Raw genomic sequence first — 12965 nt, forward strand, 5'->3', positions numbered from 1 at the left:
CCGCGAACCCCGATGGCGCGCCTACTCCACCTCAGCCACAGCCTGCGCGAACTGAGCCTCGTACAACCGCTCGTACGCCCCGCCCGCGGCGCGCAACGCATCGTGGGTGCCCTGCTCCACGATGTCCCCGTTCTCCATCACCAGGATGGTGTCGGCGTCGCGGATCGTGGACAGCCGGTGAGCGATGACGAAGCTGGTCCGGCCGTGCGCGAGCCGCGCCATCGCCTTCTGGATGAGCACCTCGGTACGGGTGTCGACCGAGCTCGTCGCCTCGTCGAGGACGAGTATCACCGGGTCCGACAGGAACGCGCGCGCGATGGTGATGAGCTGCTTCTCACCGGCGCTGACCCCAGACCCCTCGTCGTCGATCACGGTGTCGTAGCCCTCGGGCAGCGTCCGGATGAACCGGTCCGCGTGAGCGGCCCGCGCCGCCTCCTCTATCTGCTCCCGGGTGATGTCCTTCGCCGCGCCGTACGCGATGTTGTCCGCGATCGTGCCGCCGAACAGCCACGTGTCCTGAAGCACCATGCCGATGCCGGAACGGAGTTCGTCGCGCGACATCTTCGCCACGTCGACCCCGTCGAGGGTGATGCGCCCGCCGGTGACCTCGTAGAAGCGCAGCAGCAGATTGACCAGCGTCGTCTTGCCGGCGCCCGTCGGGCCGACGATGGCGACGGTGTGACCCGGTTCCACCGCGAGCGACAGGTCCTCGATGAGGGGCTTGTCCTGCTCGTAGCGGAACGACACGTTCTCGAACTCGACGAGCCCGCGCAGCAGATCCGGCTTCTCGCCCGGCACCGGGTCGGCCTCCTGCTCGTCCGCGTCGAGCAGTTCGAAGATCCGCTCGGCCGACGCGACGCCGGACTGCACCAGGTTCGCCATCGAGGCGACCTGCGTCAGCGGCATGGAGAACTGGCGCGAGTACTGGATGAACGCCTGCACGTCACCGATCGACAGCGAACCCGAGGCGACCCGCAGGCCACCCACGACGGCGACGAGCACATAGTTCAGGTTCGACACGAAGAACATCAGCGGCTGCATCATCCCGCTGTTGAACTGCGCCTTGAACCCGGCCTCGTACAGCGCGTCGTTCTGCTCGGCGAACGCCTGCGCCGACTCCTTCTGACGCCCGAACACCTTCACCAGGTTGTGGCCGGTGTACATCTCCTCGATGTGCGCGTTCAGCTTGCCGGTGGTCTTCCACTGCTGCACGAACTGAGGCTGCGAGCGCTTGCCGACGCGCGTCGCGATCAGGAACGACAGCGGCACCGTCACCAGCGCCACCAGCGCGAGCAGCGGCGAGATCCAGAACATCATCACCAGCACGCCGATGATCGTGAGCAGCGAGTTGATGAGCTGCCCCATCGTCTGCTGGAGCGTCTGCCCGATGTTGTCGATGTCGTTCGTGGCGCGGCTGAGGACCTCACCGCGCTGCCGCTTGTCGAAGTACGACAGCGGAAGGCGCGACAGCTTCGCCTGGATGTCCTCGCGCATCCGGAAGACGGTCCTGTTGAGCGCCCGGTTGGACAGCCGCGTCGTCACGGCCATCAGCAGCCCGGCCCCCAGGAACGTACAGAGGGCGAGCCCGAGCACGGAGCCCACGGCCCCGAAGTCGATGCCCTGGCCGGGCGTGAAGTCGATCCCGGAGAGCATGTCGGCGACCCCGGAGTCACCCTTGGCCCGCATCCCCTCGATGGCCTGCGCCTTGCTGCTTCCGGCGGGCATCTGACGCCCGATGATGCCCGCGAAGACCAGGTCGGTCGCCCGGCCCAGGATCTTCGGGCCCAGCACCGACAGGCCCACACTCAGGACGGCGCACGCGATCATCGCGTACATCGTCGTCTTCTCGGGCTTGAACTGTCTGATGAGCCGCTTGCCCGAGCCCTTGAAGTCCATCGAACGCTGGTCGGGACCCCCGGCCATCATCCGCCCGCCTGGCCCCGCCATCAGGCCGCCTCCGCTTCCGTCAGCTGGGAGAGAACGATCTCCCGGTACGTCTCATTGCCGGCCATCAGCTCGTGATGGGTGCCCGTGCCCACGACATGGCCCTCGTCGAGGACCACGATGCGGTCCGCGTCGCGGATGGTGGAGACCCGCTGGGCCACGATCACCACGGTCGCCTCGGCGGTCTCGTGACCCAGCGCGGCCCGCAGCGCGGCGTCCGTCGCGTAGTCGAGCGCGGAGAACGAGTCGTCGAAGAGATAGATCTCGGGCCGCTGCACCAGGGTCCGCGCGATCGCGAGCCGCTGGCGCTGACCGCCGGACACGTTGGTGCCGCCCTGCGAGATCGGGGAGTCGAGCCCGCTCTCCAGCTTCTTCACGAAGTCCTTGGCCTGCGCCACTTCCAGGGCGTGCCACAGCTCCTCGTCGCTCGCGTCCGGATTGCCGTACCGCAGATTCGTCGCGACCGTCCCCGCGAAGAGGTACGGCTTCTGCGGCACGAGCCCGACGGTCCTGGCGAGCAGCGCGGGCTCGATGGTGCGCACGTCGACGCCGTTCACCAGGACCTCGCCGTCGGTCGCGTCGAACAGCCGCGGCACCAGGCCGAGGAGGGTGGACTTGCCGCTGCCGGTCGAGCCGATGACGGCGGTCGTCTCGCCGGGGTGTGCGGTGACCTGGATGGCCTTGAGCACGGGCTCCTCGGCCCCCGGATAGCGGAAGCCCGCGTCCCGGATCTCGAGGTGGCCGTGGTCGCGCAGCTCCCGCACCGGCGCGGACGGCGGCACGACGCTGGACTCGGTGGCCAGGACCTCCTGGATGCGCTCGGCGCAGACCTCGGCGCGCGGCACCATCATGAACATGAAGGTGGCCATCATGACGCTCATCACGATCTGCATCAGATAGGCGAGGAACGCGGTGAGCGCGCCGATCTGCATGCCGCCGCTGTCGATGCGGTGCGCGCCGAACCAGACGACGGCGATCGACGAGACGTTCACCACGGTCATGACGATCGGGAACATCAGCGCGAGGAGCTTGCCGGTGCCGAGGGAGACCTCGGTCAGATCGGCGTTTGCCTCGCGGAAGCGCGCCTTCTCGTAGTCGTCGCGCACGAAGGCGCGGATGACGCGGTTGCCGGTGATCTGCTCGCGCAGCACCCGGTTCACCGTGTCGAGCCGCACCTGCATGGTGCGGAACAGCGGGCGCAGGCGCCGCACGATCAGGCTGACGCTGATCCCGAGGACCGGGACCACGGCGAGCAGCACGCCCGACAGCGGCACGTCCTGGCCCAGCGCCATGACGATGCCGCCGACGCACATGATCGGCGCCGACACCATCAGCGTGAACGTCATGAGCGTGAGCATCTGGATCTGCTGCACGTCGTTCGTCGTGCGGGTGATCAGGGACGGCGCCCCGAACTGGCCCATCTCGCGCGCCGAGAAGGACTGCACGCGGTCGAACACGGAGGCCCGGACGTCCCGCCCGAGCGCGGACGCGGTGCGGGCGCCGTAGTACACCGCGCCGATGTTGCAGACCATCTGGACCACGGTGACCGCGACCATGATGGCGCCGAAAGTCAGGATGTAGCCCGTGTCCCCCTTCACGACACCGTTGTCAATGATGTCCGCGTTGAGGGTGGGCAGATAGAGCGCGGCGCAGGTCTGCAGGAACTGCAGCAGCACCAACACGCCGATGGGTTTCTTGTACGGACTGAGGTAGGTCCGAAGGAGTCGTATGAGCACGCTCGGTCTCTCGATGTCGGCCGTCATGAGGGGGGTCAGTGGTGCACGACCCCCATCGTCCGACACTCCACCCGCGTTACCTCAAGCGATTTAGCCAAGAGCACACCAAGTAACCCATGCGGAACGGGGCGAAACGGTCACGCGCCCGCGGAATCGAAGGCTCCGGGGTGGGTCTGCTCCCGCACGGCGGTGAACTGCTGCCGCACCGCCTGCCCGACGGGCAGTTCGTCACCCGGCTCCAGCACCTGCGCGGCGGCGCCCTGCCACTGCGGCAGCCGCCCGCTCAGCGCCCACGCCGCCTGCCGCGCCGCGCCGAGCGCCGCGTAGTCCGCGGGCTGCGGCACCACGACCTGCGTCCCGAACAGCATCGGCGCCGCGGCCTGCACCGCCGGAAGCTCGGCCGCCGCCCCCAGCAGGAAGATCCGCCGCACCTCGACCCCACGCGCCCGCAGTACGTCCATGGCGTCCGCGAGCCCGCACAGCATGCCCTCGAACGCGGCCCGCGCGAGATGCTCCGGCTTCATCGACTCCCGCCGCAGCCCGCTCAGCGTGCCGGCGGTGTGCGGCAGATTCGGCGTCTTCTCGCCCTCCAGATACGGCAGCATGACCAGGCCGTGGGACCCGGGAGTCGACTTCATCGCCAGGTCGGACAGCTCCTCGATCCCGGAGAGGCCGAGCATGTCGGCCGTGCCCCGCAGGGTCCGCACCGCATTGAGCGTATGGACGACGGGCAGATGCATCCCGGTCGCGTCGGCGAGCGAGGTGATCGTCCCGGACGGATCGACGAGCGCCTCGTGATGCACCGTCATGACCGACCCCGAGGCGCCGAGCGACACCACGGCGTCGCCCTGCCGCACCCCGAGCCCGAACGCCGCGGCCATCGTCTCGCCCGTACCGGCCGAGATGATCAGCCCCTCCGGAGTGGTGCCCGCCGCGTCCCCGGGGCCGAGCACCTCCGGCAGCATCGCCTGGTGCCCGAGCGCCAGCTCGACCAGGTCGGGACGGTACGAGCCGCTCGCCGCCGACCAGTAGCCGGTGCCCGAGGCCCCGCCCCGGTCGGTGGTCCGCCGTGAGGGCCGGCCGAGGAGCTGCCACACCAGCCAGTCGTGGGCCTGCAGTACGAGCGCCACCCGCTGCGCGGCCTCCGGCTCGTGCTTCGCCAGCCACCGCAGCTTCGTCACCGGATGCGCGGCCTGCGGCACGAACCCGACGGCCTGCGCCCACGCCTCACGCCCGCCGAGGCGGTCGACGAGATCCGCGGCCGAGACCTGCGTCCGCTTGTCGCCCCCGGGCATCGCGGGCCGCACGGTGTTGCCCTGCGCGTCCAGCGGCACCAGCGCGTTCTGCTGCGCGGAGACCCCGATGGCCTGCACGCCTTCGAGCAGCCCGCCGCCCGCGGCCTCGCCGAGCGAGAGGAGCCACGCCTGTGGATCGACATCGGCGGGCCGGCCGCCGCCCTCGACGGATTCGAGCGGGTGCGGGGCATAGCCCTGCTTGAGCACGGCACCGGAGTCCGCGTCACAGACCACGATCCGAGTGAAATCGGGCGAACTGTCCAGCCCAGCGACTATCCCCATGACTGAATTCTGCCGCACTCCGCGGCGGCCCCGTCCCGCGGGCCGGGCCCTGGCCGAAGAGCCGCTCCGGCCAGGGCCGTGGCGCTCAGGTGTTGCTGGTGCCCCAGTCGTCCGCGAGGTCGTCGCCGCCCTGGCCGCGCTCCCGCAGCGAGCGCACCCGGCCCGCCACCGAGTCGGGGACCCGGCTCTCGACCTTCTCGCTCACCGAGTGCAGGGCCTTGCCCGCGAACTGGCGGGTCTGCTGGGCCGCCGACTCCGCCGTGTTCCGGACGGCAGGGTTCTGCGCGAACGTGCGGGCGGACTTCCTCAGCTGCTCGTACCGCTCCCGTCCGGCCCGGGTCCCGAGCACGTATCCCAGGGCCAGACCGGCGACGAATGTGAGCCTGTAGCGCATGGCTGTCACCCTTCCCTTGTGATCACCGGGGGAACCGATTGGCGGAGCACCCCCCTGCTTGCGCTAATGTATGTGTCGCAGCGAGCGCACGCCCCCTGGCAAGTCCCCAGGTAGATGCGTTCGGTGCAACGAGACATTCCCCTGTAGCTCAATTGGCAGAGCAGCCGACTGTTAATCGGCAGGTTACTGGTTCGAGTCCAGTCGGGGGAGCTCGATCTCCTGTAGCTCAATTGGCAGAGCAGCCGACTGTTAATCGGCAGGTTACTGGTTCGAGTCCAGTCGGGAGAGCTGACGGACAAGACCCCCGGGGAACCCCCGGGGGTCTTTTCGTGTCGTCTTCCGCACCAGGTGGAACCGTCCGAGGGCGCGCGAAGTCCTCTACGTCGAGCAAGGCCGACCATCCGGAGCAGGAGATCGTATGAGCGGCTATGCTGCGGCAGACGGCGCGTACATCTGTACGCGCCACGCCGTAACGGGGCGGTAGCTCAGCCGGTTAGAGCAGCGGACTCATAATCCGTCGGCCGTGGGTTCGAGTCCCACCCGCCCCACCCAAGCAGGTCGGTGAGGAAACGATACGACCTGCCGTTACGTAACCTGATGGCCCGTCACCTAAACGGCGACGGGCCTTCTGTCACCCGTTTACCAGGATCCGGTGGACGCGGGGTGGACGCGCAGGGGGACGCTGCGCCGGATCCGGGGGCAAGGGAGCCCTGGGACGCCTTCAGGCGCCTGTTCGAGGCTCGGCGTGTTGCCCTTGCCCGGCGTGGATGGCAGGCCGGTCGGCGGCGCCTAGCGAAGCCCTCGACCCGGAGCGGCTCCAGATCGTTCGCGGCGCAGTGAGCGCGTACCCACTTCACGCCGCGTCGGCGCCACCGCCCTCGCCCCGCCCGGTCAGGGTGATCACGCCGAGAGGGTCGGAGTCCGGCCGCCTCTGTGCTCCAACGGCCCAAACGCCACCTGACTGTCGTGCGCCGTCTGACTGTCGTGCGCCGCGGGCGAAGGGGGGCGACGTCGGCCTGCCGGGCTGCCTCGGGGATCTGCGGCGTGGCGCGTACCCCGTAGGCGATGTCTTGGGCGTCTCGCGCCCCACCGCCTGCAAACGGGCCCGCCGGCGAGTCGAGGGCGCAAGCGGCCACTGCGACCGGCCCGGCAGCCCCTGCGTCCTGGTTCGCCACGGCTTGAACCGGCTGCCCTTCCTGGACCGCCCCGCCGGGCGGGGCGGTCGGCGCTACGCACGCGATCTGAGGATCTCGGGCGGCGACGGCGGCGTCGACGAGACCCGACCCAACCGGCGAGCGACACGAGCGAAGGCGCGCCACACCGAATCCGCGACACGCCATCAGAAATTTGAGGAGTTGTCAGCGAGCCCCCGGGCGGAGCTCATGAGGCATCAACTTCCGTGTGTGACTGGGTAATTGAGCCTCGATGAGGATGCCGTGGCCGGCGGGGTGCCTCCGTGGACGTACACCCGGACGGCCGATTTCTCGCATTTTCAGCATGTCCGATAAGCGATGTCTGGGTTGATTTATGTATCTTCCTTCACAGAGCGGCTGTCCGGCCGATCTCTCCGAGAAGGAAGAAACTGACATGAGCAAGCGCTCCATTGCTGTCACCGCCGCTATTGCAGGCGCTGCAGCCCTCGCCGCCACCGGCATCAACTACGCCGCTGCTGCTGGCACGGAGGCCGCCCCGGCTGCTCCGGCTGTTCGTCAGGCGGCGGCGCCCCTCGGTGGCGACTCTGGCCAGGGCAAGGAGAAGGAAGACAACGACTACGGCCACGGCGGCGGCGGCTACCGGCACGAGGGTCGTATCCACTTCAACGAGCGGTCCTACTCGTCCGAGTCTGACGGCTGCATCACCGTGGTCAGCGGTCTGGGATCGAACAGCTTCAACGTCCGCAACGACAGCCGCAAGACTGTTGAGGTCTTCCGCGGCGCGACCTGCGACAATGGGTCTCCCATTGCCACGGTCGGCCCGTGGAGCACCAGCAACAGCGTCTACCCCCACCGCGTCCGTGGTGGCGTCTTCGTCAAGAACGGCGTCGTCGGCAGCTTCCGTGTCGTCGAGGACCACCGTGGCGGCGGCTACGGCGGCGGCAAGGGTAGCTGGTAACAACTGCGGCAGGAATAGTTGAGGCCCCGGCCCGTCGGAATCGGGCCGGGGCAATCAACAAAAGCTTATCCCAGTCGGGCACGCCACGCCCGAGATGGCTTAATGCTTGCACGGATCACCTCACGTCCGTGCCGGTATGAAGGTGATCTCGGGCGCTCCCATGGGCATGTCGCGCATCGTCGAAGGCGCGCCGATGTATGTCCAGTTCTTCGGGCTCGATCGAGGTCAGACGGAGGGCCTCGAACCGTTGCTTCCGAATGGGGATGCCTCACAGGGTCCGGCCGCCTGAAGGGCTTCGCACCGTTCCGTGTCGACTCGCTCGACGGAAAGGAACGGATTCCTCAGGCGGCCGTAAGCGCGGGCGATCCTGCGCGCCCGCGCTTACGTTCAATCCTTCGGAAAATCAGCTGTCGAAGTCGCATCCGCTGTCGTCGGCCATATGGCGCATTCCAGTGGGTGGGACGGCCGACCGTGCACGGGCTGAGCGCTCACCAGGCCGCGGACCGCTCTGCTCCGTCGATCCGTGACACCGAATCCGCCTCTTTGGATTTGAGGGATGCATGAACATGCCGCACCGCTCGCTCAGGGAATCGAAGACTCCGGCCACCGCAGCAGTCTCGCAGAGGCTTGAAGAGACCATCGACAGCTCCGAATACTGGGCAAGAAGGATGCCGCGCGAAGCCGTCCGCCTGGTGCGCAAGGAGCGCCTCTACGGCGTCGCCGCTGGGGGCGTCAGCCTCCTCACCGGCCTTCTGGCCTGGCCTTTGCTCGCCGAGTCCTCGATGCTCACGGCGCAGGTTCTCATCTCCGGGATGTCGGGCCTGGCCGCGCTGGCCATCGCCGCCCCCTACGCGAGCGGCCTGACTGATCGCGGCGAGGACTCCATCAAGCTGGGCAGCGCTTACGGGGAAATGCATCGCGAACTCGTGCGCGGCAAAGAGCAGATCGTCGAGGGGTTCGAGACGAACAGGTCTCAACTGTCTGGCTTCTACCAACAGTTCGACTACATCGAAGAGCACAGGGACTCCCTCGGCATTCGTCCCATTCCCTCAAGGGTGAGCGCAGCCGGTCTTCCGCTGGCCGGCGAGTTCGGGCGGCGTGAGCAGACCGTTCCGATCGCGCCGAGAACGCATCCAAGGAGATCGGCACCCGCGGCACCCGCGGCGCCGGTGGGCAGTGGTCGTACGGTGGTCGTGGATCAGGACTCGGTCGCCACGCTCATCTACCTCGTGGCGAATCACCTGGCGTCACCGAGTCACGCTTCGACAGAGTTCGCTCGTCGCCCGTCCTCGTTTCAGCCCGAGTTCTGCGAGCAGGGTTCGGCGGGGCGCTTCGAACAGCATTGGCAGCCCGCGTTGCCATTCGAGACCTCACGTGGTCCGGACTCGGGAAGGCGTGACGAAAACCGCCTCTCGGCAACGTCTCAGTCGTTTCTCTCGAAGCTGTCCGGTCTGGCGGGGCGACTGTGACGATTCAGCCGTTCATGACATGACGGTGTGTCCGGGCTTGAACGACGAGTTGTACGGGGGCGACCGAGTGGCTGCCCTTTCCTGGCTCGATCACTGACTTCCGCACGTCGAGCGCGAAGGCCCGTAGCTCCTGGACCGGGCCCCTCGACGTGCTCCGTCTGGCCCCTCGGCCGAGCTGAGAGTGGCCGGCGAGGCCGTTCCCCGGCACCGGTCGCGGCGCGGCCTCGCCTCAGTGCTGATGTGTGCGGACACGCGAACAGCGCAACGTTCCCACCGGAGCCCACGCGCGCGGGACGGGCCGGCCCATAGCACCGTTCGCCGTATGGAGTCCACGCCGACAGCCGTGCACCGCCCACCCCCACCGGGGGTCGGCGAGCGGCAATCCATGGGCACGTCGCCGGGATCGCCCGCAGTGATGCCGACCTCGTCGAACTCCGCTCTCAGGCCGGCGTGACGGTGCACAGCGCTCGTCTCGAAGACGAGACATGGGTGAAGTGACGGGGAGGGCGGGCTCACCACCACGCGGCACGATGAACGTCGTGGCTCGGCGCCGCGACACCCGATACCGAAGGACGTCGCCGCGCCTCGTCGAACCCTGCCGCCCGGTTCAGCCGGCCAGCGGGCTGAGGGTGAGCGGCTGGATCTTCCCTTCCAGCATCGCTCCGAGACCGAGGACCGCGCACACGTCCGGACGTTCGGCGATGTGGACCGGCACGCCCGTGGCGTCGCGCAGCATCTGGTCGAAGCCGGGCAGCAGCGCGCTGCCGCCGACCATCATGATGCCGCGGTCGGCGACGTCGGCCACCAGGTCGGGCGGGCAGTCCCGCAGGACCCTGCCGATGCCGTCGAGGACGGCGGTCAGCGGGGTGTGGATCGCATGCCGCACGGCAGCCGTGTCGACCTGCACCGAGCGGGCCAGGCCCGTCGCCACGTCCCGGCCGTGGATCTCCGTCGACTCCGGGCCGTGCGGGGTGAGGCCGTTGCCGCTGAGGGCGATCTGCAGGGGACGTACGGACTGGGACGGGAGCATCAGTTCGTGGTGCTGGCGCAGGTGCTGGACCACCGCGTGGTCGATGGCGTCGCCGCCGACCGGGATGCGCTCGGCGGTCACGATCGAGCCCAGGGACAGGACGGCGATCTGCGTCGTGGCCGCACCGCACACGATGATCATCGAGGCTTCGGGGCGCTCGACGGGCAGGCCGCAGCCGACCGCCGCGGCGATGAGGGTGTCGACAAGCTCGACGCGGCGCGCACCGAGCCCGACCATCGTCTCGACGGCGGCGCGCTGCGCGAGCGGGTCGGCGTCGTGCGGAGTGCAGGCGGCGGCGCGCAGCCGGGGCTTGCGGCGCAGCGCGCGGCGGAGCTTCTCGCCGAGGAGGTGGCGCAGCATGCGCTGGGCCATGTCGATGTCGACGACCGTGCCGCCGGAGACGGGCCGCATGACGCGGATGTAGTCGGGGGTGCGGCCCGTCATCTTCTCGGCGAGCTCGCCGACCGCGATCAGGGCGCCGGTGCGGGTGTTGACGGCGGCGGCGCTCGGCTCGTCGACGACGAGGCCCACACCCTTCACGAACACCCGGGTCCGCGCGGCCCCCAGGTCGACGGCGAGATGGCAGCGGCGCAACTGCTCCAGACTGACGGTCATGGCAGATCCTCCCGAGAGCGCGGACCGTGACGGGCGGCAAATGACGGCCCTCCTACAAATCCTGCGGCGGGGCGGCGCCGGGCGCGCGCTGGAATGAGCCGGGCGGGGTTCCGCCGGACGGGTGGTCTTGCCGGGCGTTGTTAGCATCCCGTGTGACCAGCACCCCGTCCTCGCCGGACCAGGCAGACGCCTCCGAGACCCCTGCGATATCCGCTCCCGCCCAGGTGACGGACCCCGTGCCGGGTGGTCGCCGGCGGATTCTCGCCGATCTCACCCCGTTGCGTATCTCCGTCGACTACCGGCGCCTGTGGATCGGCAACACGGTGTCCTGGACGGGCCAGGCGATGACCGCGCTCGCGGTGTCCCTCCAGGTGTACGACATCACGCACTCCAGCTTCTCCGTGGGTCTGGTCGGCCTGTTCTCGCTGGTGCCGCTGGTCGTCTTCGGCCTCTACGGGGGTGCCATCGCGGACACGATGGACCGGCGCAAGCTCGGCTTGTACAGCGCGTCCGGCTCGTGCGCGCTGTCCGTGGCCCTGGCTGTCGCGGCGCTCGCCGGCTACCACCGCGTGTGGCTGCTCTACGCGGTCGTGGCCCTCCAGGCGATGTGCGCGGCGCTCAACTCCCCGGCACGCACGTCGATGATCCCGCGCCTGCTGCCGCCGGAGCAGCTGCCCGCCGCGAACGCGCTCAACTCCATGACCACCACGGCCGGCACGCTCGTCGGCCCCATGCTGGGCGGCGTCGTGGTCGGCCTGTGGGGCTACCAGACGGCGTACCTGATCGACACGGTCACCTTCTCGGCGGCGCTGTACGCGATGTGGCGGCTGCCGGCGATGCTGCCGGACGCGCCTCAGGGGGAGCGGCGCAAGCGGGCTTCCGTCGTGGACGGCCTGCGGTTCCTGGCCGGGCGCCCCAACCTCCGGATGACCTTCTTCACGGACATGTGCGCGATGGTCCTCGCGTATCCGAGGGCGCTGTACCCGGCCGTCGCGCTGCTCTGGTACGGCGGGGACGCCCGGACGACCGGCCTGCTCGTCGCCGCTCCCGCGGTGGGTGCGCTGCTGGGCGGGGTGTTCTCGGGCTGGCTCGGCCGCGTGCACCGGCACGGCCTGGCGATCGTCCTCGCCGTGTGCGGGTGGGGCCTCGCGATCGCTGTCTTCGGCCTCACCCGAAATCTCTGGCTAGGCCTCTTCTTCCTCGCGCTCGCCGGCTGCGCGGACACGGTCTCCATGGTGTTCCGCGGCACGATGCTCCAGGTCGCGGCCCCCGACGAGATGCGGGGCCGCCTTCAGGGCGTCTTCATCGTGGTCGTCGCGGGCGGCCCCCGCCTCGGTGACTTCGTCGCGGGCTCGACGGCGGACCTCGCGTCCCCCGCGGTGGCGATCACCGGCGGTGGCGCGGCGTGCGTGGTGGCGGTCCTGCTCCTCGCCCTGAAGTGGCGCAAGTTCCTGAGCTACGACGGCAGGAGACCTTCGGCGTGAGGACTGCCGGGGCGTCCCCGGTTCGTAACGAACTCCCTTGACCTCCGGGGCACTTGGTAAAGGCTTGGTAAGTTGGCGCAGGTCGGGGGTGCGCTGTGACCGGTGCGCCCGGAACGATCGACGGCGCAACGGGGGATGCAGATGGCCTGGGACGAGTGGGAGCAGAGCAAGGGCGCCGCTACTCAGCGGCAGGCCGCTCGGACGCAGCTGAACGAGGCGGGCAGCGCGGGCGGTGACGGGGACCTCGTGGTCCGGCAGGACGACCTCGGTGCCGTGGGGCACGAGGCGTTCGTCCTGCACGGCGAGCTTGCCAAGAAGGCCGATATCGCGGGTGTCGGGGCGGACAAGGACGGGGCCGGGTCCACGATGCGCGCGGCCGCCGCGCTGAAGAGTCACCACTTCACGCTGGGCTCCGAGCTGGAGACGACGGTGGAGATGTGGACCTCGCAGGTGAAGTCCGTTCTCCAGGCGTGCGGGCACATTTCGAACCACCTGGACTACAGCAAGAAGATGCACGCCAATGACGATGCTCTGATCGCCGCCGATGTCCGAGGCCGTACCGGGCCCCTTCCGGTGTCCGCGCTCAACGACTACTTCAAGTAGG

The 12965-nt window shown here is 69.1% G+C and carries 9 protein-coding genes and 3 tRNA genes; 7 read left to right on the forward strand and 5 right to left on the reverse strand.

All coding sequences use genetic code 11. From position 1 onward, the window contains the following. Positions 1-21: 21 nt before the first annotated feature. The 4 genes from ACIPWY_RS07220 to ACIPWY_RS07235 all read right to left on the reverse strand — a co-directional run bounded on the left by ACIPWY_RS07220 (position 22) and on the right by ACIPWY_RS07235 (position 5651). The gene (locus ACIPWY_RS07220; RefSeq protein WP_393705386.1) at positions 22-1947 is read right to left on the reverse strand and encodes an ABC transporter ATP-binding protein; all 1926 of its coding nucleotides are present in this window, start codon (positions 1945-1947) and stop codon (positions 22-24) included. Continuing rightward, positions 1947-3680 carry an ABC transporter ATP-binding protein gene (locus tag ACIPWY_RS07225; RefSeq protein ID WP_362899365.1) on the reverse strand — a complete coding sequence of 578 codons (1734 nt, stop codon included), beginning with the start codon at positions 3678-3680 and terminating at the stop codon, positions 1947-1949. Before ACIPWY_RS07225 ends, ACIPWY_RS07220 begins: the two co-directional genes overlap by 1 nt. A 137-nt stretch (positions 3681-3817) precedes the next feature. After that, a complete protein-coding gene (locus ACIPWY_RS07230; RefSeq protein ID WP_362899367.1) occupies positions 3818-5257 on the reverse strand; it encodes an FGGY family carbohydrate kinase in 1440 nt (479 codons plus the stop codon). 85 nt (positions 5258-5342) lie between these two features. Further along, complete coding sequence (locus ACIPWY_RS07235) at positions 5343-5651, reverse strand: YtxH domain-containing protein (RefSeq protein WP_362899369.1); 309 nt, start codon at positions 5649-5651, stop codon at positions 5343-5345. A gap of 137 nt (positions 5652-5788) precedes the next feature. Here ACIPWY_RS07235 and ACIPWY_RS07240 point away from each other — a divergent pair. The 5 genes from ACIPWY_RS07240 (at position 5789) to ACIPWY_RS07260 (ending at position 9232) form a co-directional block, all read left to right on the forward strand. Then, positions 5789-5861, forward strand: a tRNA-Asn gene (locus ACIPWY_RS07240). A 5-nt stretch (positions 5862-5866) separates the two neighbouring features. Beyond that, positions 5867-5939, forward strand: a tRNA-Asn gene (locus tag ACIPWY_RS07245). Positions 5940-6125: 186 nt separating this feature from the next. After that, positions 6126-6199: transfer RNA gene (locus tag ACIPWY_RS07250), tRNA-Ile, on the forward strand. Between the two features lie 1039 nt (positions 6200-7238). After that, a complete protein-coding gene (locus ACIPWY_RS07255; protein WP_362899370.1) occupies positions 7239-7763 on the forward strand; it encodes a hypothetical protein in 525 nt (174 codons plus the stop codon). Positions 7764-8323: 560 nt separating this feature from the next. Continuing rightward, entirely contained in the window at positions 8324-9232 is a 909-nt protein-coding gene (locus tag ACIPWY_RS07260) for a hypothetical protein (protein WP_362899372.1), read from the forward strand. Between the two features lie 607 nt (positions 9233-9839). On the opposite strand, the gene ACIPWY_RS07265 is transcribed toward ACIPWY_RS07260, so the two are convergent. Then, positions 9840-10877: a rod shape-determining protein gene (locus tag ACIPWY_RS07265; RefSeq protein ID WP_362899374.1), complete on the reverse strand. Its 1038-nt coding sequence runs from the start codon at positions 10875-10877 to the stop codon at positions 9840-9842. Between the two features lie 206 nt (positions 10878-11083). Between ACIPWY_RS07265 and ACIPWY_RS07270 the strand changes: the two genes are divergently transcribed. Next, on the forward strand, positions 11084-12361 hold the full coding sequence (locus tag ACIPWY_RS07270; protein ID WP_362900057.1) for an MFS transporter: 1278 nt from the start codon (positions 11084-11086) through the stop codon (positions 12359-12361). A 141-nt stretch (positions 12362-12502) separates the two neighbouring features. Continuing rightward, on the forward strand, positions 12503-12964 hold the full coding sequence (locus ACIPWY_RS07275) for a hypothetical protein (protein ID WP_401532432.1): 462 nt from the start codon (positions 12503-12505) through the stop codon (positions 12962-12964). The last annotated feature ends 1 nt before the right edge of the window (position 12965 follow it).

Source organism: Streptomyces sp. NPDC090032 (assembly GCF_044748025.1).
Lineage (GTDB): Bacteria > Actinomycetota > Actinomycetes > Streptomycetales > Streptomycetaceae > Streptomyces.